Source organism: uncultured Spongiibacter sp., from assembly GCF_964011655.1.
In the GTDB taxonomy this organism is placed as follows: Bacteria; Pseudomonadota; Gammaproteobacteria; order Pseudomonadales; family Spongiibacteraceae; genus Spongiibacter; species Spongiibacter marinus.
On record NZ_CAXGPO010000027.1, the window covers coordinates 16135 to 40809 of the forward strand.

27 protein-coding genes are annotated in these 24675 nt (G+C 55.9%); 9 read left to right on the top strand and 18 right to left on the bottom strand.

From position 1 onward, the window contains the following. Positions 1-69 precede the first annotated feature (69 nt). Genes ABNS66_RS11775 through trxB form a run of 3 tightly spaced genes read right to left on the bottom strand, consistent with a single transcriptional unit; the run spans position 70 to position 2453 of the window. A complete protein-coding gene (locus tag ABNS66_RS11775; protein ID WP_027872502.1) occupies positions 70-774 on the bottom strand; it encodes an arginyltransferase in 705 nt (234 codons plus the stop codon). Continuing rightward, positions 767-1486, bottom strand: a complete 720-nt coding sequence (aat, locus tag ABNS66_RS11780; protein ID WP_084497785.1) for a leucyl/phenylalanyl-tRNA--protein transferase — start codon at positions 1484-1486, stop codon at positions 767-769. Before aat ends, ABNS66_RS11775 begins: the two co-directional genes overlap by 8 nt. A gap of 16 nt (positions 1487-1502) precedes the next feature. Further along, positions 1503-2453, bottom strand: coding sequence for a thioredoxin-disulfide reductase (trxB, locus tag ABNS66_RS11785; RefSeq protein ID WP_027872501.1), 951 nt, complete (start codon positions 2451-2453; stop codon positions 1503-1505). A 276-nt stretch (positions 2454-2729) separates the two neighbouring features. Between trxB and ABNS66_RS11790 the strand changes: the two genes are divergently transcribed. The 7 genes from ABNS66_RS11790 to gorA are packed head-to-tail and all read left to right on the top strand — an operon-like array spanning position 2730 to position 11468. After that, positions 2730-5009, top strand: a complete 2280-nt coding sequence (locus ABNS66_RS11790; RefSeq protein WP_036255508.1) for a DNA translocase FtsK — start codon at positions 2730-2732, stop codon at positions 5007-5009. A gap of 9 nt (positions 5010-5018) precedes the next feature. Further along, on the top strand, positions 5019-5618 hold the full coding sequence (gene lolA / locus ABNS66_RS11795) for an outer membrane lipoprotein chaperone LolA (RefSeq protein ID WP_027872499.1): 600 nt from the start codon (positions 5019-5021) through the stop codon (positions 5616-5618). Then, positions 5615-6907, top strand: coding sequence for a replication-associated recombination protein A (locus tag ABNS66_RS11800; RefSeq protein WP_036255394.1), 1293 nt, complete (start codon positions 5615-5617; stop codon positions 6905-6907). Before lolA ends, ABNS66_RS11800 begins: the two co-directional genes overlap by 4 nt. Before the next feature lie 46 nt (positions 6908-6953). Then, positions 6954-7322: a fluoride efflux transporter CrcB gene (gene crcB / locus ABNS66_RS11805; RefSeq protein WP_027872497.1), complete on the top strand. Its 369-nt coding sequence runs from the start codon at positions 6954-6956 to the stop codon at positions 7320-7322. A 32-nt stretch (positions 7323-7354) separates the two neighbouring features. Further along, the gene (serS, locus tag ABNS66_RS11810; RefSeq protein WP_027872496.1) at positions 7355-8662 is read left to right on the top strand and encodes a serine--tRNA ligase; all 1308 of its coding nucleotides are present in this window, start codon (positions 7355-7357) and stop codon (positions 8660-8662) included. Further along, the gene (cysG, locus tag ABNS66_RS11815) at positions 8662-10062 is read left to right on the top strand and encodes a siroheme synthase CysG (protein ID WP_027872495.1); all 1401 of its coding nucleotides are present in this window, start codon (positions 8662-8664) and stop codon (positions 10060-10062) included. The genes serS and cysG overlap by 1 nt, the downstream gene beginning before the upstream one ends. A 53-nt stretch (positions 10063-10115) precedes the next feature. Continuing rightward, positions 10116-11468 (top strand): glutathione-disulfide reductase, encoded by a 1353-nt coding sequence (gene gorA / locus ABNS66_RS11820; protein ID WP_027872494.1) that lies wholly within the window; start codon positions 10116-10118, stop codon positions 11466-11468. Between the two features lie 26 nt (positions 11469-11494). Here gorA and ABNS66_RS11825 read toward each other — a convergent pair whose 3' ends face one another. Beyond that, positions 11495-13618 carry a carboxy terminal-processing peptidase gene (locus ABNS66_RS11825; protein WP_027872493.1) on the bottom strand — a complete coding sequence of 708 codons (2124 nt, stop codon included), beginning with the start codon at positions 13616-13618 and terminating at the stop codon, positions 11495-11497. 137 nt (positions 13619-13755) lie between these two features. Here ABNS66_RS11825 and ABNS66_RS11830 point away from each other — a divergent pair, with 137 nt between their 5' ends. Further along, entirely contained in the window at positions 13756-14127 is a 372-nt protein-coding gene (locus ABNS66_RS11830; protein ID WP_036255505.1) for a nuclear transport factor 2 family protein, read from the top strand. Positions 14128-14152: 25 nt separating this feature from the next. On the opposite strand, the gene modC is transcribed toward ABNS66_RS11830, so the two are convergent. The 3 genes from modC to modA are packed head-to-tail and all read right to left on the bottom strand — an operon-like array spanning position 14153 to position 16664. Continuing rightward, positions 14153-15196, bottom strand: a complete 1044-nt coding sequence (gene modC, locus ABNS66_RS11835; RefSeq protein ID WP_286836537.1) for a molybdenum ABC transporter ATP-binding protein — start codon at positions 15194-15196, stop codon at positions 14153-14155. A gap of 32 nt (positions 15197-15228) precedes the next feature. Next, positions 15229-15924 carry a molybdate ABC transporter permease subunit gene (gene modB, locus ABNS66_RS11840; protein WP_205618876.1) on the bottom strand — a complete coding sequence of 232 codons (696 nt, stop codon included), beginning with the start codon at positions 15922-15924 and terminating at the stop codon, positions 15229-15231. Continuing rightward, entirely contained in the window at positions 15921-16664 is a 744-nt protein-coding gene (gene modA / locus ABNS66_RS11845) for a molybdate ABC transporter substrate-binding protein (protein ID WP_286836538.1), read from the bottom strand. Before modA ends, modB begins: the two co-directional genes overlap by 4 nt. A gap of 563 nt (positions 16665-17227) precedes the next feature. Between modA and ABNS66_RS11850 the strand changes: the two genes are divergently transcribed. Further along, positions 17228-17713: a hypothetical protein gene (locus tag ABNS66_RS11850; protein ID WP_286836539.1), complete on the top strand. Its 486-nt coding sequence runs from the start codon at positions 17228-17230 to the stop codon at positions 17711-17713. A 524-nt stretch (positions 17714-18237) separates the two neighbouring features. Here ABNS66_RS11850 and ABNS66_RS11855 read toward each other — a convergent pair. From ABNS66_RS11855 to ABNS66_RS11905, 11 genes are all read right to left on the bottom strand, one after another. Continuing rightward, positions 18238-18375 (bottom strand): hypothetical protein, encoded by a 138-nt coding sequence (locus ABNS66_RS11855; protein ID WP_286836540.1) that lies wholly within the window; start codon positions 18373-18375, stop codon positions 18238-18240. After that, entirely contained in the window at positions 18372-18569 is a 198-nt protein-coding gene (locus ABNS66_RS11860) for a hypothetical protein (RefSeq protein WP_286836541.1), read from the bottom strand. Before ABNS66_RS11860 ends, ABNS66_RS11855 begins: the two co-directional genes overlap by 4 nt. Next, on the bottom strand, positions 18566-18877 hold the full coding sequence (locus ABNS66_RS11865; protein WP_286836542.1) for a hypothetical protein: 312 nt from the start codon (positions 18875-18877) through the stop codon (positions 18566-18568). Before ABNS66_RS11865 ends, ABNS66_RS11860 begins: the two co-directional genes overlap by 4 nt. Next, positions 18874-19356 (bottom strand): structural protein, encoded by a 483-nt coding sequence (locus ABNS66_RS11870; protein WP_286836544.1) that lies wholly within the window; start codon positions 19354-19356, stop codon positions 18874-18876. Before ABNS66_RS11870 ends, ABNS66_RS11865 begins: the two co-directional genes overlap by 4 nt. Positions 19357-19360: 4 nt before the next feature. Next, complete coding sequence (locus ABNS66_RS11875; RefSeq protein WP_286836546.1) at positions 19361-21556, bottom strand: right-handed parallel beta-helix repeat-containing protein; 2196 nt, start codon at positions 21554-21556, stop codon at positions 19361-19363. A gap of 33 nt (positions 21557-21589) precedes the next feature. Then, positions 21590-22162, bottom strand: coding sequence for a hypothetical protein (locus tag ABNS66_RS11880; protein ID WP_286836548.1), 573 nt, complete (start codon positions 22160-22162; stop codon positions 21590-21592). A 1-nt stretch (position 22163) separates the two neighbouring features. Further along, a complete protein-coding gene (locus ABNS66_RS11885) occupies positions 22164-22526 on the bottom strand; it encodes a hypothetical protein (protein ID WP_286836550.1) in 363 nt (120 codons plus the stop codon). 9 nt (positions 22527-22535) lie between these two features. Next, positions 22536-22730 carry a hypothetical protein gene (locus ABNS66_RS11890; protein ID WP_348655332.1) on the bottom strand — a complete coding sequence of 65 codons (195 nt, stop codon included), beginning with the start codon at positions 22728-22730 and terminating at the stop codon, positions 22536-22538. Next, positions 22730-23020, bottom strand: coding sequence for a hypothetical protein (locus ABNS66_RS11895; protein WP_286836551.1), 291 nt, complete (start codon positions 23018-23020; stop codon positions 22730-22732). Before ABNS66_RS11895 ends, ABNS66_RS11890 begins: the two co-directional genes overlap by 1 nt. Positions 23021-23056: 36 nt before the next feature. Beyond that, positions 23057-23902 carry a major capsid protein P2 gene (locus tag ABNS66_RS11900; RefSeq protein WP_286836553.1) on the bottom strand — a complete coding sequence of 282 codons (846 nt, stop codon included), beginning with the start codon at positions 23900-23902 and terminating at the stop codon, positions 23057-23059. 281 nt (positions 23903-24183) lie between these two features. Continuing rightward, positions 24184-24675 (bottom strand): hypothetical protein (locus ABNS66_RS11905; protein ID WP_348655333.1); only part of this gene is annotated, 492 nt, incomplete at its 5' end.

Sequence of the window (24675 nt, forward strand, 5' to 3'; positions counted from 1 at the left end):
GTGGGGCCTAGTGACCCGGAAAAAACTGCGCGCATTTTGCCCTAAATAGCGGGATTAGGCAATTTGTGATCAATTCAATCGCACCCAGCGCTGACTCATAAGCAGCTCCAAGGGGCGATAATCAATTTTGTAGCGCATTTTTTGGCAGTCTCGTATCCAATAACCGAGATATAAATAGGGCAGTTGTCGCTGCCGGCAGGTTTCGATCATATGCAAGACCGCCAGCTTACCGAGGCTGCGACGTTGCGCTTCTGGCGCATAAAACGTGTATATCGCCGACAGCCCGTCCCCCATCTGGTCGCATACACTGACCGCTAGCAGCTGACGCTGATGGTATATATGCAGGTAAGTCGTGTCTTGACGGCTGTCGGCAATAAAGCTGTCGAACTGTTCGCGCGAGGCGGGGTACATATCGCCATCGCGGTGACGCTCGTTGATGTAGCGTTCATACAGCGGGTAGGCCTCGGCATCTAACGATTCACGCCAGTAGTAATCCAGGTCTTTGTTGCGGGCGATTTGCCGCCGCTGATTGCGACTCAAGCTGAAGTCGGCGACGGGAACCCGGCTGGCTATGCAGGCGTTGCAACCGTCGCAATTTGGCCGGTAATAGTGGCTGCCACTGCGCCGAAAGCCGGCCTGGGACAGGCGAGTATATAGGGGAGAGCCAACGGCGCAGGCCGGGTCTACGAACAGGGTCTGCGCCTCGCGGTCATCAAAGTAACTGCATGGGTGAGGGGCAGTGGCGTAGAGCTTAATTTGTCGGTCGTCATTCATAGCTATCTAGCAGGTCTGCGTCCAGCGTCCAGTGGCTCGCATCACTGGCTGTCGGTTGGGCGAAGGTCTCCAGCATCGATTTAAAGTCTGCGCGCGCTAGGTCTTCGGCACCCATGCTGTAAAGGTAGTCATTGCCGACCTGGCAGTCGATAAGTTCAAACCCCCATCGCTGTAGTTGTTTGCACAGCCCTAGCAGCGCGAGCTTTGAACCATTGCTGCGATGGCTGAACATCGACTCGCCAAAGAACATTTGCCCCAATGCTAAGCCGTACAGGCCGCCAACCAGCTCTCCTTGCTGCCAAACTTCGATGGAATGCGCCCAGCCGAGTTCATGCAATTGTTTATAGGCTTTCCGCATTTTTGCGGTGATCCATGTGCCTGGGCGTTTTGGGCTCAGTTCGGCGCAGGCATCCAGCACTTCGCCAAAACATTGATCGGCGGTGATCCGAAAACGCTCTCGCTTTAACTGCTTGCGCAGCGTTCTGTTCACATAGACCTTTTCGGGGAAAAGCACTGCTCGCGGTTGTGGCGACCACCACAAAATGGGTTGTGGGTCTTCATACCAAGGGAAAATCCCCTGTCGGTAGGCTTCCAAAAGGCGAGCAGGGGAGAGATCACCGCCAACGGCGAGCAGGCCGTTGGGGTCATCCAGCGCGGAGTCAATCTCTGGGAATTGCAGCGAATTTTCGCTTAACCAGGGAATGCTGGGCACAGCAACGTGCCCGTATTTAGGCGAGGTTGTCTAAATAGCGCTCAGCGTCCAGTGCCGCCATACAGCCAAAGCCTGCAGAGGTCACCGCCTGACGGTAGATATGGTCGGCCACGTCGCCCGCCGCGAACACGCCCTCTACTGAGGTTTGGGTAGCGTTGCCCTCTGTGCCGCTGGCAATCTTCAGGTAGCCGTTATGCATATCCAGTTGCCCCTCGAAGATACCGGTATTGGGCTTGTGACCGATCGCAATAAACACACCGGCAACGTCAATTTCCTGGGTACTGTCGTCTTGTGTGCTGGCCAGGCGCAAGCCGGTTACCCCTGAATCATCGCCCAGGACTTCATCGAGAGTATGGTTCCATAAAATATTGATGTTGCCATTCTCAGCGCGCTCAAGAATTTTATCCTGCAGGATTTTTTCAGAACGCAGCGCATCTCTGCGGTGCACTAAGGTCACCTCTGAGGCAATGTTTGACAGATATAAGGCCTCTTCAACAGCGGTATTACCACCGCCAATAACGGCTACTTTCTTGCCACGGTAGAAAAAGCCATCACATGTTGCACATGCCGACACGCCTTTACCCATAAAGGCTTCTTCTGAGGGCAGCCCCAGGTATTGAGCAGAGGCTCCCGTTGCAATAATCAGTGCATCACAGGTGTAAGTATTGCTGCCTGTGAGCGTGAAGGGGCGCTGCTTAAGGTCCACGCTTTCGATGTGGTCGAACAGCACTTTGGTATCAAAGCGCTCGGCGTGCTCCTGCATACGCATCATGAGCTCAGGGCCTTGAACGCCGTTTTGATCGCCGGGCCAGTTGTCGACGTCCGTGGTGGTAGTAAGCTGTCCACCCTGCTGCATACCCGTAATCACCACTGGGTCGAGGTTGGCGCGGGCAGCATATACAGCGGCGGTGTATCCAGCAGGGCCGGAACCAAGAATAATCAGACGGTGGTGTTGGCTGTCGCTCATGAAGGCAGAATTCCGTGTTTGGGGATTGAACTTGTACTCATCCCGGGTGACTGAGATTAGGCGCTTATCATAGGGTAAAAGGCCGGGGTCAGCAAAAGCTAACACGGCGACAAACGCCACTTCGAAGTGCTAATATTGGGCCAAATTTCGCGGTTTCAACCGCTTCGCTTGCGCCCGCGCAGTGTTTTATCGCTACGAAGATAAGAAGGAAGCCGATTTCCCTTGGCAAAGACCACGAAGTCAAAGAACAACACTCCCGACAAAGGCCGCGACACCCTGCATTTGCGTTTGCGCGAAGGGCTGCTTATCGCTCTGGTCGCGGCCTGCCTGTACATTTTTGTCTCGCTAATCAGCTATAGCGCCGCCGACCCTGGTTGGTCGAGAACGGGCAGTGGGGAAGATATCGCTAACGCCGGTGGCCCCGTGGGCGCCTGGCTCGCCGACGTGTTTTATGCATTGTTCGGCTACATGGCCTATCTCTTTCCCGCCATGCTGGCCTTTCGGGCGATACAACTGTTTCGCGACCGCCTGCATGCCAGCGGTTTCGACTCTGTTGTCTTCGCCTTGCGTTGCATCGGTTTTGTGCTGGTAATGATCGCCAGCACCGGCCTGGCCGCCACGGAAGATCACGGCAACAGTGGCTTGCCATTCGGTGCGGGGGGCGTTCTGGGCGATGCGATCGGCAGCGCTACCGTCGCCGGTTTCAGTTACTTCGGCAGTCATCTGCTGCTGTTGGCGATCTTTTTGTTCGGAATGACGGTATTCACCGACCTGTCCTGGCTGAAATTAATAGACCGTCTAGGGGGCATTACCCTCACGCTTTATGCGCGCCTTCAGGATCGCTACTACCAATTCCTCCAGCAGCGGGCAGAGCGCAAGGCCTCTCGCGAGGCGCAGCAACAGCGCAAGGAGTCGGTGGCCAAGAAAAACGAGATACAAAAGACCCGAACTGCACCGGCTATCGCGCCGCCGCCCAAGCCTGCCGCACCATCGGCGCGTGTAGAGAAAGAGCGCCAAACCTCGCTGTTTGACGGCATCGTCACAGGCAGCTTGCCATCGTTATCACTACTCGATCCGGCGGAACACCACCCAGACAAAGGCTTCTCTCCTGAGACGCTGGAGGCGATGTCGCGGCTGCTCGAAATTAAGCTGTTGGATTTTGGTGTCTCAGCAAAGGTTGTCGCGGTGTTTCCGGGGCCGGTAATTACGCGCTTCGAGCTGGAGCCAGATGCAGGCGTTAAAGTAAGTAAAATCAGCAACTTGGTTAAGGACCTTGCCAGATCACTTGCAGTAGTCAGTGTGCGCGTCGTGGAGGTTATTCCAGGCAAGCCCTACGTTGGCATAGAAATTCCCAATGAAGATCGCGAGATCGTGAACTTCCGCGAGGTGCTTTCCTCTCAGGCTTTTGAGGCCTCTAAGTCCGCGCTCACGCTGGCCTTGGGGCACGACATCTCGGGAGAGCCGGTTTGCGCTGACCTCGCTAAGATGCCGCACTTATTAGTTGCCGGTACGACGGGTTCCGGTAAATCGGTCGGCGTTAACGCGATGCTGCTTAGCTTGCTGTACAAGTCATCGCCGGAGGAAGTTCGCCTGCTGTTGGTAGACCCCAAGATGCTTGAGCTATCGGTCTACGACGGCATTCCCCATCTGCTGACGCCAGTCATTACCGATATGAAAGATGCCGCCAACGGGTTGCGCTGGTGTGTTGCTGAAATGGAGCGGCGCTACAAATTAATGTCAGCAATGGGCGTTCGGAATCTGGCGGGCTTCAACCGCAAGATCAAGGATGCCATCCAAAGCGGCGAACCCATCAAAGACCCACTATTCGTGCCAGACGAGAACTACCAGCCAGGCCTTGAAGAGGCGCTAGCGCCCGACCTTGAGCCGCTGCCCGCTATTGTGGTGGTCATCGACGAATTTGCTGACATGATGATGATCGTGGGTAAAAAGGTTGAAGAACTTATCGCACGAATTGCTCAAAAGGCCCGTGCGGCGGGTATTCATTTGATTCTTGCCACGCAGCGCCCATCTGTTGATGTGATTACCGGCTTGATCAAAGCCAACGTGCCCACGCGGATTGCGTTCCAGGTTTCGTCGAAAATCGATTCGCGCACAATTCTTGACCAAGGTGGTGCAGAGCAGCTGCTTGGCCACGGTGACATGTTGTATTTGCCACCTGGTTCCGGCCTGCCTGTGCGGGTGCACGGCGCCTTCTGCAGTGATGATGAGGTGCACAGAGTTGTTGCCGATTGGAAAAAGCGGGGAGAACCTCGCTATATCGATGGTCTATTAGAGGAGGGTAGCAGCAGCGATGCCATGCCAGGCATGGCCCCGGAAGGGGGCGATGACGACGGTGAGGCCGATGCGCTCTACGATGAAGCGGTTCGCTTTGTTACCCAAAGCCGTCGGGCGTCGATCTCCTCTGTGCAGCGTAAACTGCGCATTGGCTACAATCGCGCTGCTCGATTGATAGAAACCATGGAGTCTGCAGGTGTGGTCTCCGAGATGGCCAGCAACGGCAGCAGAGAAGTTCTGGCGCCGCCACCGGTCGAATAGGATCTTCTTATGTACAACGCCTTTTGGGCCCTCGTTATTAGCGTAATATTCGCGGTGCCAGCACACGCCAGTGATGTTGCGCAACTGCATTTGCACTTATCCTCTCTGCAAACTCTGCAAGCCCAGTTTGAGCAAGAGGTTCGCGATGAAAGCGGCAACGTTTTGCAGCTCACCCGCGGCGAACTTGCGGTAGAGCGCCCCAACAAGCTTCGCTGGGAGAGCCGTGAGCCTTTTCACTACCAACTTATTAGCGACGGTGTAACGCTATGGCGTTACGACGCCGACTTGGAGCAGCTCAATAGCGAGCCATTTAGCGACGAGCTGGCAGAAGCGCCGGCGATGATTATTGGCGCCAGCATTGAGCAGCTAGAAAGCCAGTTTGATGTGCGGTTTAACAAACAGGGTGCGCTGCGGGAGTTTATTCTCACGCCGAAACAACCCGGCATGTTCAGCCAAATGAGTCTGCGCTTTCGCCAGGGCAAACTTATCGGCATGAGTATGCGCGACAACCTGGAACAGTACACAGAGGTGAAATTTATCAAGCCGCGCTACAACGTACCGCTGGCTGACGACACCTTCATCTTTTCTGAATCCAACGCCCCCTCATGAGTAACCCCGCGCCGCTGGCGGCGCGTATGCGCCCGCAATCACTCGCTGAATACCGAGGACAGGCGCATTTGCTCGCTGAGGGCCAAGCGCTGCGCACAGCGCTTGATTCAGGCCAGCTTCACTCGATGATTTTTTGGGGGCCGCCGGGAGTTGGCAAGACCACCCTGGCGAGATTGATCGCCCAGCATAGCGACGCTCACTTTATTACGGTCTCAGCGGTACTCGCGGGCGTAAAAGATATACGTCAGGCCGTTGAAGAGGCCAAGCGGGAGCGCCAGTACGGTCGCCGGACGGTCTTGTTTATCGATGAAGTACACCGCTTTAACAAGGCCCAGCAAGATGCCTTTCTTCCCTATGTGGAGGATGGAACACTAATCTTCGTCGGTGCCACTACCGAAAACCCCAGTTTCGAGATCAATAACGCACTGCTGTCGCGCGCCCGTGTTTACCCACTTCACGCGCTTGACGCCGAGAGTCAGCTGGCAATTTTACGCCACGCCTGTGAAGAGGAGGGCTGGCAGTGTAGTGATGAACTGTTGTCAGAGCTCGCTCTGCAGGCAGACGGCGATGCCCGCCGAGCACTTAACCTGCTAGAGCTCGCAATGGACATCATGCGCGACCGTGGCAGCGAGCAAACGATTGACGCCGACGCTGTCTCGCAGGCAATGAGCCATCAACCCCGGCGCTTCGACAAAGGCGGCGACCTGTTTTACGAGCAGATCTCCGCCTTGCACAAGTCGGTAAGAGGCAGTTCACCCGACGGCGCTCTGTACTGGCTTATTCGCATGCTCGACGGCGGCTGCGATCCTATTTACGTCGCGCGGCGCTTGGTACGGATGGCCAGCGAAGATATCGGTAATGCCGACCCCAGAGCCCTGCGCATCTGCCTTGACGCCTGGGATGTACAAGAGCGCCTCGGCAGTCCGGAAGGTGAGTTGGCACTGGCGCAAGCCGTGGCCTATTTAGCTGCCGCGCCCAAGAGTAACGCAGTCTATACGGCCTTTAATGCCTTAAAAAAACGCATCGCCAGCGACCCAAGTCACGACGTGCCCATGCACCTACGCAACGCGCCCAGCAAGTTAATGAAGGCCCAGGGCTTTGGCGAGGGCTATCGCTATGCCCACGATGAGCCCGACGCCTACGCCGCCGGAGAGAGCTATTTACCGGAAGCCCTTCACGGTGAGCATTTCTACCAACCCGTGGACCGCGGTTTGGAGCGAAAAATTGCTGAAAAAATGCGTTATTTACAGCAACTGGATGCACAAAGCCCGCATAAGCGTTATCCGTGAGCGCAGTTCTTGCTAAAATGCCCGCTTTAACCAACAGGGAAAGCGCGTGCTGCAATATCTACTGATCGCCTTAGGTGGTGCCAGCGGCGCGCTGAGTCGCTACGGTATTGGCCGGCTTTGCCAGGTGCTACCCGCGAGCCAATGGCCAGTGGCAACCTTTGCAGTGAACGTGCTCGGCTCCGCCGCCATTGGCGTTGTATACGTGCTGATTACCGAGCGCAGCACCTTGCACAGCGACTGGCGCTATGTGTTGATGGTCGGCTTTTTTGGTGCCTTCACCACCTTTTCCACGTTTTCCCTTGAGTCTGTAGCGCTGTTGGAGGCGGGCAAACCGCTGCTGGCGCTGGCCTACATGCTCACTACTGTTACCACATGTGTACTGGCCTGCTGGCTAGGAATAATCGCTACAAGATAGCTTAAATATCAAAGGTTTGGAGAGTTTATATAATGTTGGATATCAAGCAGCTTCGCCAGGACCCGGACGCCGTGGCAGCCGCCTTGAAGAAAAAGGCCTACGACTTCGACGTGGCGCATTTTCAACAACTCGATACCCGTCGCAAGCAAGCCGATGTGGAAAGTCAGGAGCTGCTTGCACAGCGCAAACAAGCCTCTAAGCAAATTGGCGAATTAGTAAAGAGCGGCCTGTCGGTCGATGAGGCCAAAGCCAAGGTAAATGAAACCCTGGCAACCATAGAAGCGAGCCTCGAGCGCGTAAAAAATGAAGCCAAGGCTGCGAACGACGAACTCGACGCGGTGTTGATGGCTGTACCCAATGTACCGGTAGAGGAAGTGCCCGAGGGTGCAGACGAGGACGCCAATGTAGAGATTTCGCGCTGGGGCGAGCCGCGCCAGTTCGACTTCGACGTTAAAGATCACGTGGATGTCGGCGGCAACCTCGGCGGGCTGGATTTCGATACCGCAAGTAAAATCACCGGCAGTCGCTTTGCCGTTATGCGCGGCGGTTTGGCGCGTCTGCACCGCGCACTCACGCAGTTTATGCTCAACACGCACACCGGTGAGCACGGCTACCAAGAAGTTTACGTGCCCTATATCGTCAACAGCGATTCACTGCGCGGTACCGGGCAGCTGCCTAAATTTGAAGAGGACCTGTTCCGCCTTAACAGCGAATCAGAGTACTACCTGATCCCCACAGCGGAAGTGCCGGTTACCAATATGCTGCGCGATGTTATCGTCGAAGCGGGCGAGCTGGGAGAGGGCTTAAAGTTCACCGCCCATACACCGTGCTTCCGCTCAGAGGCGGGCAGCTACGGCCGTGATACCCGCGGAATGATTCGCCAGCACCAGTTTGAAAAAGTGGAGCTGGTGCAGTTCGTCAAGCCCGGCGATTCTGCCCAAGCGCTGGAAACCCTGACAGGGCACGCCGAAGCCATTTTGCAAAAGCTGGAGCTGCCTTACCGCAAGGTCTTGCTCTGCGGTGGTGATCTTGGCTTTTCCGCGCAAAAAACCTATGACCTGGAAGTGTGGCTGCCGGCCCAAAACACCTACCGGGAGATCTCCTCTTGCAGTAATTTCGGCGACTTCCAAGCGCGCCGTATGATGGCCCGCTGGCGCAACCCTGAAACCGGCAAACCTGAGCTGCTCCACACCTTGAACGGCTCAGGGCTGGCAGTGGGGCGAACACTGGTCGCCATACTGGAAAATTACCAGCGCGCCGACGGCTCGGTGGCCATACCGAGTGTATTGCAGCCCTACATGGGTAATATTGAGCAACTCAGCGCTGAGGAACTTGGCTGATGGACTTTTTGCCGCTGTTCACCAAACTCGACGGTAAGACCTGTTTGCTGGTGGGCGGTGGCGAAGTCGCCTTGCGCAAAGCCCGGCTTCTCAGTAAAGCAGGAGCGATACTGCGCGTTGTCGCCCCGGATATTACCCCTGAGCTGGAGCAACTTGCCCGTGAATCCGGTCAATGTTTGCACGCGGATTACCGCTTGGATTACCTGGATGGCGTGTTTTTAGTCATCGCCGCCACCGATGACCAAGCCCTCAATGAGCAAGTGTCGCGGGACTGCAACGCGCGCAATATTCCGGTAAATGTGGTGGATAACCCGCCGCTGTGCAGCTTTATTTTGCCGGCAATTATCGATCGTTCGCCCATCGTGGTGGCAGTGAGCAGTGGCGGTAAAAGCCCGGTGCTGGCCCGGATGATTCGCTCGCGGTTGGAATCGAGCATTCCCGCCGCTTACGGGCGACTAGCCGGTTTGGTCGGACAATTTCGCGACGCCGTTAAAGCCCGTTTTGACGACATAGAAGATCGCCGTGACTTCTGGGAGCAAACGCTCCAGGGGCCTGTGGCGGAGATGGTCTATGCCGGGCAAGAACAAGCGGCCGGCGAAATGCTCAGCAAATTGATCAATGAGGCAGAGCTTCGTCCTGGCGGCGAGGTATACCTTATTGGTGCCGGGCCTGGCGACCCGGACTTAATGACGTTTAAGGCGCTGCGGCTATTACAGCGCGCGGATGTTGTGCTGTACGACCGCTTGGTCGCACCGGAAATCGTCGAGTTGTGCCGCAAAGATGCCGAGCGTATTTTCGTGGGCAAAGCGCGCTCGAATCATGCGGTGCCCCAGCAAGACATCAACGCCTTGTTGGTTGAACACGCCAAGCAGGGCCGAAAAGTCGCTCGCTTAAAAGGCGGTGACCCCTTTATTTTTGGGCGCGGCGGTGAGGAAATTGAGCAGCTGGCAAACGAATCGATCCCTTTTCAGGTTGTGCCAGGCGTAACTGCTGCGGCCGGTTGTGCGAGCTATGCCGGTATACCGTTGACCCACCGCGACTATGCCCAGTCAGTGCGTTTTGTTACCGGCCATTTGAAAGATAACAGCATCAACCTGCCCTGGGCCGAGCTGGTTCACGGCCACCAAACGATCGTTTTTTACATGGGCCTGGTTGGCCTGCCGGTGATCTGCGAGCAGCTCATCGCCCACGGTCGAAGCGCCGATACACCAATCGCTCTGGTGCAACAAGGCACCACGCGCCATCAAAAGGTAGTGGTAGCCACCTTGGCAACCATGGTTGAGGAAGTGGCAAAAAATCCCGTTAAAGCCCCCACGCTGATTATTGTCGGCGAAGTGGTCAGCTTGCGAGAAAAACTGGCCTGGTACGAGCACTACGATCTCGCGTCGCCAAGTTTGTAACATCGGTCGCTGCGGCGAGTCCCAATGCCATATTCACTTGATTCGGAGGTTTTGTGAGTCAGTTTGATTACGATCTGTTTGTCATTGGTGCCGGTAGCGGCGGTGTTCGCGCGGCCAGAATGTCAGCGTCGATGGGCGCCCGCGTGGCCGTGGCCGAAGCCCGTTATCTGGGTGGTACCTGTGTAAATGTCGGCTGCGTGCCTAAAAAACTGTTTAGCTATGCGGCCCATTTCACCGAGAACTTCCACGATGCCGCCAGCTTTGGGTGGGATGTTTCGCACGGCCCTATAGACTGGCCACGCCTGCGCGACAACAAAACCCGCGAAATTGAGCGCTTGAATGGCATCTACGGCAATATTCTCAAAAATGCCAATGTTGACCTGATCAACGGTCACGCGCGCTTTGTCGACGAACATACGGTGGACGTGAACGGCAAACACTATCGCGCCGAACGGATTCTTATTGCTGTTGGCGGCTGGCCCTATATCCCCGATGTGCCGGGGAAAGAGCACGCCATTAGCTCCAATGAGCTGTTTTATCTCGATGAGCTGCCAGAACATGCCACGGTAGTGGGCGGAGGCTATATTGCCACCGAATTTGCCGGCATCCTCAACGGCCTGGGGGTTAAGGTCACACAAATTTACCGTCGCTCGCTGTTTCTGCGTGGCTTTGATGAGGAAATACGCGGCCACCTTGCAGAGGAAATGCGCCAGCGCGGCATCGAACTGCGTTTCAATGAAAACGTCACTGCGATCGAGAAAACCGCCGATGGCTTGCAGCTTCAGCTGGAGAGCGGCGGCGTGCTGAATACCGGCGCTGTGCTTTATGCCACTGGGCGCCAGCCGCTACTCGAGGGACTTGGGCTTGAAAACACCCGGGTTGCGCTCAACGAGCAGGGCTTTATTGCCGTGTCGGACACCTTCCAAACGGCGGCGCCCAGTATTTACGCACTGGGTGATGTCATCGGTGGCATGGAGCTGACGCCCGTGGCGCTCGCCGAAGGAATGAATCTCGCTCGGCGACTCTATGGCGGCATTGACCAGGCGATGGACTACGAATACATTCCCACCGCGATCTTCTGCCAACCCAATATTGGAACGGTCGGCTACAGCGAGGAACAAGCGCGGGAGAAATTTGGCGATATCAGCGTGTTTACGTCGCAGTTCAAACACCTGAAACACACCCTCACTGAGAATCCGTCAAAGGTATTTTTGAAGCTGATCGTCGATAAAGCCTCAGACCGCGTTGTCGGCGTTCATATGCTCGGAGATGATGCCGGCGAGTTAATCCAGGGCTTTGCCGTGGCGATAAAGGCGGGGGCAACCAAAGCGGTATTCGACGCCACTATTGGCATTCACCCCACGGTCGCAGAGGAGTTTGTGACCATGCGCGAGGCCAGCCGATAAGCTGGCCTTCATGGGGAAGGCCCTTTTTAGGGCCGCCCGGCGAGTCTTTCCTGCTGGAACGCGGGAATCGCGTCCACCAGAATATGGCCGGCCTCATTTAGCAGCGGGTCAGGGCGTTTGTCTTTCTCTTCACCCTCATTCTCCGACTCGGTATCCGGGCTGATCAGCAGGTCATCCGGGGTATCGAGCTCGTCATCTTTCAGCACATCCAAGGGCTTTTCACCCTTGGCCACACGACGGCGGTTTTCCATCGCCAGCTGCAGGGCTTTTTGCTCTTCGCGCTCTTTTTTACGCTTGGCAATATTCAGCGACAGGTACTTTCTGTCGCGATATTTTTCTATTGCCGCTAATTGCTCTTTCAAAAACCGAAAATCAGGGTCTTTAGCAACACGCTCCTCGTGGCGTTTTTCCAACTTATCCAGGCCACTGCGCAGGTCGTAATAATAGCTGTGGCGAGCGCGGGCGATGCGGTCCCACGCCATCGCATTGTCGAGAATGCTTTCGCCAATCTGCTCGGAATCGTAGAGGGGAGGGAAGCTGATATCGGGAATCACGCCGCGGTTTTGGGTGCTGTCACCCGAAATGCGGTAAAACTTCGACTCGGTCATTTTTAACTGACCGTGACTCAGCGGGTTTACCGACTGCACCGTTCCCTTACCGAAAGACTGGGTACCGATCACAATACCGCGCTGGTAGTCCTGAATGGCACCGGCGAAAATCTCCGACGCAGATGCGCTCATGCGGTTGATCAACACCGCCAGCGGGCCGGTGTAATAGGGCGAGCTCCGGCGCTTACCTTCGCGAATCACTCGGGAATTGGACTGGCGTATCTGCACCGTCGGCCCGGATTCAATGAACAGGCCCACCAGACCGTTGGCCTCGGCAAGCGAGCCGCCGCCATTGTCACGCAGGTCGATCACAATACCTTCCGCGCCCTCGGCCAGTAGTTCACCAAGAATCCGATGCACATCGCGGGTGGTGCTGCGGAAGTCGGGGTCACCCATGCGGAAGGCGTCAAAATCCAAGTAAAAGGTTGGGATATCGATAACCCCAATCTTTCTTACTTTGCCCGAGGCATCTTCAATATCGAGGATCTCTCCCTTGGCACTTTGCTCTTCGAGCTTCACCTCGTTGCGCTCGATCACAATTTCCTTGCGCTCTTCGTCGCTATGCGCCAATGCAGGAATAACCTCTAAGCGCACAACCGACCCCTTCGGGCCGCGAATCAGGTCGACAACATCGTCCAGGCGCCAACCAATTACGTCCTGCATATCACCCTTCTTGCCCTGGGCAACACCGACAATTCGGTCTGCAGGTTGCAACTCACCCTGTTTATCGGCAGGGCCGGCAGGCACCAGTCGCACGATCTTGGTGTAGTCGTCTTCCATTTGCAGAACAGCGCCGATCCCCTCGAGCTTCAGGCTCATATTAATCTGGAAGTTTTCCGACAGCCTTGGCGAAAAGTAATCAGTGTGGGGGTCGTACAGCGAGGCGAGGGCGTTCGCGTAGATTTGGAAGGCGTCTTCCGCCTCAAGCTGAGTCAGGCGCTTCACCTGATTGCGGAAACGCTTCTCCAGCAACTCAACGATGGCTTTATCTTCTTTGCCCGCCAGCTTTAAACCGAGAACACGATTTTTCAGTTGCTTGCGCCAAATCTCATCAGCTTCGGTCTGGTTTTTTGGCCAGGGCTGTTCAGAGCGGTCCAGCAAAAAACTCTCGTCGACACTGAAGTCCATCGCTGCGACGGTTTTTTCCAGATCGTCGAGGCTGCGCTCCAAACGGCTCACAATGCGTTGACGATAGCGGTTAAAAATCAGAAAACCTGTATCCAGGCGACCCTTTTTGAGTTCATCATCCAGGCGGTCGCGGTATTGCTGAAAACTGGCAATATCCTCGGCGAGTAAAAACTGTCGATTGGGGTCCAGGTCACTGAGGTAGGCATCCAACAAACGCGACGATGAGGCGTCATCAACAGCCAATTTTACATAGTGGCTGCTATTGAGTTGGTTGAGCATGTCGCGAATCGCCTTGCGATGCTCTTTGCTGGGTTCTAAGTCGGTCAGCGCATGGGCGGGCGACAGCAAGAATAAAAAGAGGAGTGAAACGCTAGCGAAAAGGGTGCGCGACGAACGATGTTGAGTAAAAAGCATAAATTACCTGTGTTTTTCCGCTGTGGTTCAGCCTTACGACTAATTTTCCGGTGATTTCCTATCAGCGGATTTCCCGTATCGGTATACCGCGTTACACTGAAAATATCCACTTAGGCTAACTGATGGAGCCCGCAATTGTGAGTAAAAACCCTAAAGTGACAGCCGTTGAAACATATATCAAGGCGCTGACTGAGCACGACCTCGGCGCAATTGACGCACTTTTTGATGACAACGCTACCGTGGAAGACCCAGTCGGCGGAGATGTCATTCGCGGTAAGGACGCTATTCTAGGATTCTACAAGACCGCATTTAGTTCCGGCATTTCTGCAAGATTAGAGGGCGCGGTGCGCTTAGCCGCTAACCATGCGGTGTTTCCGTTTGTGGTAGAACTCAACCCCGGCAACGGCGAAATGCGCCTGGAAGTCATCGACCAATTCACCTTTAATGACGTCGGAAAAATCTGTGCAATGAAGGCATTTTGGGGTGAAGAGAACATGACAACCCCCTAACGCCGCCCCGCCAAATGCCTGTCACCTAGCGAATGATCGCCACCGACTTAATTTGTGCAAACACCGACATACCCACGGTTAAGCCCAAGTGGTCGATACTTCGCCGGGTGAGCCTCGCCAATAGGCGCTCGCTACCCAGCTGCAATGTTAGTACCTGCATAGCGCCTACCGCCTCATCACTGATTGCCGTTATCGAGCAGGGCAGCACATTCAAAATACTGCTGTCGCCGTGGGCCGACAGGCTAATACTCACGTCCTGCGCCCGAATACGCAGGCGTTGCTCGCTCCCTAAGGCTTCATCGTTGTGTTGTACCCAAAGTGCACCCCCATTAAAGGCCAATTCCGCGAGTTGCCATTGCTCATCAATGCGGTTCACCCTGGCACGCAGTACCGCCGACACATCCGCGCTGCCCGGTCGGGCGATTACCTGCTGCATGAGCAGCTCTTCCATTGGCCCGTAGTGGCTGACTTTGCCGTTTTCCAGCATTAGCAGGGTATCAGCGAGGCGGCACACCTCATCAACCGAGTGGCTGACATACAGAATAGGAATATTCGACGCGCGGCAGAGTGTTTCAAGATAGGGCAATATCTCGGCTTTTCTGCGGTCATCCAGGCCGGATAAAGGCTCGTCCATCAACAGCAACTCCGGGCCGATCAATAGCGCTCGCGCAATCGCCACACGCTGGCGTTCTCCCCCTGATAACTGATCTGGCCGGTGCGACATCAATGCGGCAAGGTCCAATAAGTCCACTACTTCTTCCAATGCCGGCGCCTGGGGCGCTGCGCGCCGCCGTGCGTAGCGGAGGTTGCCCGCCACACTGAGGTGTGGGAACAAACTCGCCTCTTGAAAAACGTAGGCGATCGGCCGGCGATGGCAGGGTAGGCAGTGGCGCCCTTGCTGCCAGCAAGCGTCGCCAAAAAACAACTCGCCGCGAGCGCGTTGCAATCCTGCAATGCAGCGCAGCAACGTTGTTTTTCCCGAACCGGAAGGGCCAAATATCGCCGTAACACGGTCCATTGGCAGGGAAAACTCGGCATCAAGCGCGAACTTGTCGCCGGGAAACGCCAATCTAAAATGACCTGAAAGCTGCTTTACCACGACTAGAAACCCAATACTTTTGCTGAGCGCTTGCCGCTGCGAAGCCCATGCAGCGATAGCATGGTAATAAAGGATAGCGCCAACATCAGCGCGGCGAGGCGATGCGCACGGGGGTAGTCGAGGGCTTCCACATGTTCATACAGCTGCACCGAGAGCACCTGGGTTTCACCCGGAATATTGCCGCCAATCATCAGCACCACACCGAACTCACCCAGCGTGTGGGCAAAACCCAGCGCCGCCGCGGTGATAAACCCCGTTCGGCACAGCGGTAATAACAGCGTGAAGAAACGGTCAACCGGGCCGGCACGCAAGGTGGCGGCCACTTCAAAAGGGCGCTCGCCCATGCTTTCCATTGCGTTTTGTATGGGCTGTACCACAAAGGGCAGGGAGTAAAACAAGGAGCCAATCACCAAGCCCGTAAAACTGAACGCCAGGCTCCCCATTCCCAAACGCTCGCTCAGGTAGCCTATGGGCCCCTCCGGCCCCATTGCCAACAGCAAATAAAAGCCAAGCACTGTAGGCGGTAGTATCAATGGCAGGGTGATCAGCGCCGCTACCGGAGCGCGCAACCAAGAGCGACTGCGGCTTAGCCACCAAGCCAGCGGAGTCGAAATCACCAACAGTAAAACAGTGACGACCAGTGCCAATTTCAGGGTAAGTAAGAGCGCGGTCATATCCTGGCTATCGAACCCCATCATTCTGCGCCCTCCCTTGTGGGCAGCTGATAACCATCGTTACGAATGATCTGCTTAGCAACATCGGTTTGTAAAAACGCCAGAAACGCCCGGGCAGCCTCAATATCGTCACAGCGAGTTAGCACCACTCGTTGCTGCCTGATCGGCCGGTGCCAGACATCGGGAATTAACCAATAATCGGTGGAAGAGGGGGGCATCTGGGCGCGCGCTAACAGGCCCGCGTCCGCATTTTTGGAATGCACAAATTGGTAGGCCTGGGCGATATTTTCACCGACTACGAGTCGCTTTGCCGCCGCTTTTTCTAGCTTGAAATGCCGCAAAACATCTTGCGCTGCTCGCCCGTAAGGGGCCAAACGCGGGTTGGCAATGGCAAAACGCGAATAGCTAAATGCTGTCAGTTCGCGCTGCCCATCTTTATTTACCGGCCACAGCACTAAGCGGCCACGCGCATAGTCCTGGCGGCTGCCATCGATGACGAAGCCGTTATCCTCCAGCGCTTTCGGACGGGCGATATCAGCCGAGAAAAACATATCGAAGGGCGCACCTTGGCGAATTTGTGCGTATAGCTTGCCCGACGAACCGCGAACAAGCTCAGGTGACACTCCACCCAAGGTCGCGTAATGAGCGGCGAGTTTCTCCAGTGTGGGAGCGAAATTCGCGGCCACAGCAATACGCAGCGGCGCCGCCACCGCAGCGCCAGACCACACACATATCAATAACAGGCCAAACAGTCGGTTCAACAACACAGGCACCCTAAAATCAGGCAGCTAGTCTCGACCAAATTTAGGTACGACACAAGCGGCGCCTCTACTTAGCCTCAACTTAGTTAGCCTCTAATGCATGTTGTGCGACAAGGGCTGCTGCGGCATGACCCGCGTCGGAAATGTACGCTGGGTCATGGTGGATCAACATACTCGACGGAGCACCTTCCAGCAGCAAAAACACCTGCCTCGCGGTAAGCGCCGGCGCGGCGAGGCCTGCGGCACTATAGGCCTCGGTTTTCCCATCTTGCTCGGCGAACGCCTGCTAATAAGCAGCCAAATTTTGTTGGTCCCGCGAGCGTAAATACGCCGTTATGTGGTTAAAAAGCTAAAAGCCCGCCGTAGTAAGGGGGCGCAAATGCCAACCTCTCGCTCTCATGCAAATACCATATTTAACATAATATATATTATGCGAACATTGTGAGGTGTTTTAATTCTGTCAAGTGGCTAGGTCGATTTCCTACGCTGCTTATCAGGTTTTTCGATAATCCCGGCCCCGGTTGGCCTTTTGCTGATTGGTTTTGGTTATGAATAAGGGATTATCTATGCAGAAAAAATATAAAAACGCGCGCCGATTTTTTACGGTGCGGGACTTTACAGCGTCCGATATTCAGGAAATTACAGGCGTGGATGCCACCACGGCGCGGCGATACCGCCGGCAGAATAACGCGCCTGAGCCTGTTTGGCGGTTGCTGGCGCTGGTGGCTTGCGGCTATGTGGTGCCGGATAAGCTGGCCGATTGTATGCGGTTTGACCTGGCCGGTGATCGGCTGGAGCTGGATAGCGGCGAGTCGTTCGACCTGGGCGAGCTGCTGGCGTGGCATTTTAACAAGCAGGCTATGGCGTCGGAGCTGTTCAGTTTACGCGCTCGGGTGGATCGTTTGCAGCGGCTGGAGGTGATACGCGGTGCGGCGCAGCGTGGCGGCTTGCGGTTACTTGAGAAGCCCGCGCCCAAACACGGCAGCGAGGTAGCCCAGCCCGCCCCATATTATCGCGGCTCTGACCCAATCCGTTGGCGCAGCGGTGCCTAGTGTGGTGAGTTGGCGACCGTTGGCGTCGGTGATGGTGATGGCCGCTTTTATGCCGAGGGTTTGCAGCAGGCCCGGCCCTTGGCTTGCGCCGCTGTAGATGGTGATGGGCGGCGCGATGTTGGTGCGTAGTACGGCGCGAACGTCGCCCCCGGTGAGTTTTTCGACGGCGGCGGCTTGTAGGTCGGCGAGTATGTCGCGGCTCATGTGGCGCGGCGCTCTGGCCCGGTATATGGGTTTAATGGGGCTGCCTGGCGGCGTTCTACCATTTTTTCTAACCTATCAACGCGATGATGCAATCTGTCCAGGCTTCTTACTATCCATTTAATTTCGGCTTTTATCACTGCAACGGTGGCGATCATTGATGTCGCCCACGTCCCTGCGGCTGTGCCTACTGTAATCAGGTCAACTTCCACCCTTCCCCCTTAGCCCCGTTTTAGCAGTTTGGCGGTGATGATGGCAGCAAGCACGCCGCCCGCTGCGGTAATGGCGATTTGTAGTGCAATTTCTTTTTGTCGCTCGGTCATTTATTCACACTCTACGATGGCACACGCGGCGTTGGTGAGTGTTGGCGCAAGGGTGAGTGATGCCCCGCCGATGCTAAGTGCGGCGGCAATGATGGCGGCGACTACGTAGCGGTTTTTTAGTGGCTTGGGCAGTTTCATTGGCTGGCCTTGCGCTTGGCGTTGAGGGCTTGCAGTGCGGCCATGCGGTCGCTTTCGGCGATGCCGTGTTGTTTGGCGAGTGCTAGGGCTTCTTGTTCGTCGAGCTTCATTAGCTCGGCCCATGCGGGAATGTGTGACACGGCGGCGCGCTTGGCGGCGTTCATGGTCTGTTGGCGGCGGTGTAATAGGCTCATTCTGCGATACCTTGTTTTTTGTTGATGACGTTCTGCCATTGCGGGCTTAGTTCGAAATTGTCATAGGGGTGCAGCACGTCGTATATCCACGCGCCGAGGTTAAAGCTGTTGTTGTCCTTGCCATCGTCGAGCTTGTCGCCCACGGCGTTCACGCCTGAGTAAACGAGGTTGTCTGGGTTGGCCGGGTTGAGTTTGGCGGCGTGTTTGCGGGCAGCGCCCACAACTACCAACACGCCCACGGCAGCGCCCAAGGCGAGCCAGACGCCGCCGGGCAGTTTGTCGATGGCTTTTGCGGCTGCGGTGCTCATGCGAGTGCTAGTCCCCGGTTGATGGTGGCGAGTGACAGCGAGGGGTGCAGCGCCCATGCTGCGCCGTTTTCGTGTATGGCCATTGCTCGGAAAAGTGCCGGCAGGTCTGCATCGGTGATGGTGTGCTCAGGTGGCAGCCCGGTTTTGCTGGCGACGCTGTTAACGTAGGCCCCGGTGTTGTTTTCGTTGGTGGGCGCCCATGCGCTGACGATGCCGCGCAGTGTGGTGATGCCCCGGCGGCGGTAGCTTTGCACGATGCGTTTTGCGGCGCGGTAGCCCCATTCCGGGCTGTTGAATTCTTCGAACGCGTCGTCCAGCTCGGTGGCGTACTCGCCCCGCCACTGGTCGCCTCCCCCTGCCCCTTCTCGGATGTTCAGCGGGTTGTTGTTGCGAATCCCACGCGGCGCGGCTGGGTTGATGTTGCCTGGCAGCGTCATTAGTACACCCACGGCCACGGTAAGTAGTAGAAGATTTTGCATAACATCAAACCACCTCCGCTCTCACTTCGCGCCAGTTTACCCCCGGCGTATGCAAATCACCGTCACCAACCTTTAGCCACCCAGTAATAACCTTGCCCAAGCTAATCTGCTTTATCGACTTATCAACAAACCACCCGTCCAAGTAATAGCCGGACGTGGGCTGTACCTGGGCATCGCGCCTTAGCTCGTTGATGATTTCGCCGAAGGTCGCATTGGCCGGGTCAGCATCGTAGTTGATCACACGCGTATTGCCGACGGACGGGATATAGCCGACACCCTTGTTCGCTGCCGAGTATCCACGCGTACTCACGCCAGACCAAACGACGTTACCGTCGGCAAGCAGCACACCATCGCGCACTGCGTTGTTAAAGTCGTAATCGCTAATCCGGGACATATTTTTAAAGGTGTTACCCACCAGCTCGATGCCCGTCGCACCCTGCAAGGTCATCGCAGTCAATGCGCCCTCACCCGCCCAAGAGCCGTCAGTGTTACGACTAGCGTGCTGCAAGTAAGGATCAAGATCGACCTCAAAACCCTCCAGCTTTAACCCCCATTGATTGGTGGTTGGTTCGGCGGTGATTAGCGCGTCGCAGTCATAAATTGTCGTGTCGGTCAGCTTGCTATCGACCATTCGACCGTTGCTTGATGCGGAAATGAACCACTTGCCGCCGATAAAAGTATTACCGGTGCCGTTGACGGAAAATACCGGCGTATCAGGTAGGCGAAAGAAGCTCGGATTTGTTGCCGCCTTGACCGACAGGTCTACGTCATACTCCCCATCGCGCATCCAGAACTTACCGTGCCCGAGATCACTAAGCAGCCCTGCCCTTTCAATGTTCCGCATAACGGTGTTGTTAGAGATCGTAAAGCCGCGCGACATCGGGATGGGAGTAGTGCTGTTGGCGTCAGCCTGCTGGTAAACGTTGCGGTAATACGCATACGGCAAATCAATCGTACCGTCTGGCTTGCGAGTGCCCGGTATCGCTGCAAGTGTGCCCGCCTGCGCCGAGGTGCTGGACAAAGCAAAGATGTCGCCAGCCGAGTTTAGGCCGTCGATGTTTGCGCGATTAATGTGGTTGGATACTGTATTGCCAGTGATGGTAACAGCAAACGACGGCGTGCCACCCTCTAGCTCGGTGGCTGCAAGCGTCTGGATATCAAACGCATTGCCGGTACAAAAATCAAAAGTGTTGCCGGTAATTGACGCAACATGCACCCCGAGCATTTTAATGCCCTGCGCAAATTTGAACCGATTACCGATGCAGATATGGTTTCGCTGATCGCTGTAATACTGGTTGTGTACCGCAATAGCATCGTCATCGACGTATGAGACATCGTTACCCGCTGTCACTGTGTAGTCACAGTTAGCGAGACTTATACCGTCACGGGCGCAGTGGTCTACTGAGCACTCCGTTGCGACTGCGACCAACGCATCGCGGGCGACGATACCCATGACACGGGAGTACTGTGAGCGCAAGTTTTTAAAGATCACTCGTTCGGTGTTGCGCACCAGCATTGGGTATGCGTTTATGTTGCTGCGGTTAACGTCGTGACTGCCTCGGATGGTAAAATCCCGTGCCTCGAAAAAATCACGGCTACCTGTAAAGTCCCATAGGTCGCGGCCGTCTGTGTCGTCATTCCATATAATCGTGCTCGCTTCTTTTCCTTTGCCTTGCACTATCAAGGAGCCCAGTACAGGGACACCAGCGGTCAAACTCTCTACCCGAGTTATACCCTCATGCAATGGTAATACGGTTTTGCCAGCTTCTTGCACCCCGGCTACGAATGCCAAAAACTCGGGAGTACTATCTACGTCATCGATTAGGCCCACCTGCAGTGCCGTAGAGCCTGCCGACAAAATCAAAGCCCACTCATTGCCCTGAGCATCCGTTAATGTGGTATTACCTCGTTGCGCTGGCAATTGGCCTGGAGCCTGCCCCCCTACGCCTGTCTTACGCCAACGACCGCCGCCGCCATCTTCCTCCGCTGCAAACCCCATGGCATCAATGACCGCCCCCACTTTAAACCTATTACCGTTTAAATTTGTCAATTCAGTAACCGTCATCTTAATTGGCGCGACTTTACCGCTACTCAATAACGTATCCGGATGTGGTGAGCTAACTTTGCCGCCCATTATGGCCCCTAGCGCGGCACCGATGCCGCTTACAGTGAAATACTTAAAAATGTCTCGTCTTTTCATCACTGGCCCCTTTTCTATTGGGGCCAGTATCGCCTAAATCTTTTTCATCGGTACAACTGACACGACAACGTCAGCCGCGCCGCGGTTGTATGCGGTGATTTCGGCGCTGGTTTCCGGGTAGTCCACCATGCCGATTCCCAGCCAGCCGCCCTGTATGGCGGTTAGGCCCGAGGCGGCCCAGTGGATCGGGCCGGGCTGCTCGTCATCGACGGCAATACGCACGGCTTGGCGGGTGGCATCGCTGCCGATTAATTGAATACTGCCGCCAGCGGGTACGGTGACTTCGTTCACGTTGCCCAGTGCGTTAGCGGGTTCGATGTTGGCGGTGGCCGATACGCTGACGCTTTTGGAATCGTCTGCCTGGGGGATTTCGGAGATAGCGAGGCGCACGGTTTGGGCAACCAGTGATTTAACGCGGATGCTCTTAAACTCGGTGACGCTGGAGACTTCCGCGCCCTGGCGGCGCTTTAAGTCGGCGCTGTCGTTGTTGATGCCCAAATAAACGTCGCTGGACGCTTCCAGCACGCGGATATGCCGCCCAATGGCGGGAATATTCTGTTCGCCAGCAGCGGCAAAAGTGATCGTTTTATCTATCGGCCCTGCCATGTTATTTCCCTAACAGCTTGACCAGCAGAAACCCAGCCGCGATGACCGCGCCATAGGTTCCCAACTGGTTAACAATATTTTCAGCCCCGGTTCGCACGGATTGCGACACGGCGGCAACGGCTTCGCTGGTTTGCTTGCCCGCGTTCTCGGCCACGTCTGACACGACGGCGATGGCGTCATTGTTGGTGCGCTCAGCAAAGCTAAACGCGCGGTCAATGGTTCCCAAGTCGGTGACAGTCACGGTATTGCCGTCGCCTTGAATGGCCGTGGCATTACCGCCGCCCAGCTCGGAGAATCCCGCGTTCAATGTTTCGTTGATGACTTTGGTCGAGCTTTTCGAGTTACCGCCAGAAAGTAAGCCCATTCGGCCCCCTTATGATTTTTTCGCCAACAGCAGCGCAGCGCCGCCTACAGCGGCAATCGATACGATTACTGGCAGTAGGCTGGTAAGGCTTTGCGCGTTGGGGGTCATGTTCAGCCCGCCGATTGAAAAGCCGCCCGTATTTGCGCCAGCGCTTGACGACGTAGCGATATTTAGGGGCGGTAGTGGTACGCCGGGAACTGCCATTAAAGCACCTTCTTCACAATGACCAAGGCGGCAACGCCTGCCAGTGCAAACGCGCCGTATTTCATCCACTGCGAGGCCGGGGCGCTGGTGTAGCTGCCGCCCAGTGCATCGGATGACGCAACAGCGGGGTTGCCGTTAACTAGGTCGTTTTGGTCGGGAATGTTTCGGTCGCTGGTGCGATCTTCCACGTCAATAACTTTTGACTTTCCCCAACTTAGGGCGAGGTCTAAAACGCCCCGCGCCCCGTCTTGCTTTAGGTCGTCCCAAAAGCTGGTTTGTGTATCTGCCATGCTTGTTACCTTGTCCGGTGAGTGGAAAAGCCCCGCTTACAGCAGGGGCCAAGGGATATGCACGTCAGCAAACGCGGTAATGGTATCGCCTGCGCTGGTGGTCAATGCGACTTGCTGGTTCCACGGGCGGCCATCAGCGTCGACAGTCGTTTCCGCTTCGCCCTGGTTGCCGTCGGCGATGCGGTCTAGCACATAAAGGCCAGACTGCGGCACACGGGCAAACTGTTTCAGCATGGCGTTATTCAGCGCGGTGCTTACATCGTCGTGCTTGGTAAAGCTGCCCTTTTTGTAGTCCACGCTCGTTAGATTCGAGTGGAAAAAGGCAAAGCGGCGAAGGCGAGCGCCGGGGCTGCCGCCCAAGCTGATACCGTAGCTGGTGCGCGACACGGCGGCGGCTGGCTGAATAACGGTGCGAATGAGTGAGCGCAGCTGCGCTGCCTCGGCCACATCAAAGCCAATGCCCATGAGTGTTTTTGGCACATTGTGCGAGGCATGGGCCACCAGTGTTGGCGCGGTTGCCCCGGCAATGGTGACTTCGATTTCCAGCGGTTTGCGGTACACGCTTAAATCGAGGTCGCCCAAGTGCTGGCCGCGAATAGTGCGCGCTGTGAAGTCGCCAAACGGAATAACCAAAAAATTGGTTTCGTCTGGCAATCCCTCGTAGCTGTTGAGGGTTTGCATTTGGGTGCCAGTGATGCCGTTAATCACATCTTTGCCGTCCAGGCGAACGCGCAAGTTTGTAATCATGGCTTTGGTGAAGGCGGTGCCGCCCAGTTCCAGCACAATGGCGTGGACGCTGCGGTCGACCAGTTCGTCAGTGACCAGCGACGCAACGCCATCGGCGGGCACCACTGGAAATTGATTTAGACGCTCTAAATCCATGTTTATCTACTCCGGGTAATTTCGGGAAAGGCGAAAAACGCCCGGCTTAGCCGTTGATGATGGCTTTGGTCTGGGGAATGCGGTTCAGCAGTGCCACAGCGGCAACGGCCATCGCTACAGTAATCAGTCGTGATTTGCTCATGGTGTAAATACCTGTTGGTTTCTGAAAGTCGGTGCGCTGTGTGGCGCGGTCGGGGTTCAGTCCACCAGACGGCTGCGGTTTTCTGTCAATAAAAAAAAGGGGCGCGAAGCCCCGTAAAACCTATAGGTTTAATTTAGTCTTAGCCCTTGTATTTGAATTTCACGATCTCGGCGGGTTTGCCGCTTTCTTTTCGGTAAAACGTGAGGGTGTCTGGCGGTATTGCCAGCAGCTTCGCGGCGGTCACATCGGCAAATTTCGCGGCGGCTTTGGCGTCGCTTTCGCCATCCAATACGCCTACATAGCGCACCGGGCTTTGCTGCCTGGCGGTGCTGGGTATCTCGGCGGCGCGCTGGCCAATGGTGTACACAATGCCGCCATATTTGCGGCCCCGGCGCAGCAGGTTGCCGTATGCTTCCAACGCTGGCCCACTTGATGCCGTGAATTGCGCGACTTCTTCAAGCAGTATGTGGGTTTCTTTACTGCCGTCGAGCACATCCCACACGGCCAAACAAAAGCGCTCAAAATCAGCCGCTTTACTGGCCCCGGTATAGGCGAGCCGATAGGGTTTGCCGCTGCGGTCGGCCTTCATCAGCTCCAGATCGGAAGAGCACACGTCTGAACTCCAGTCACA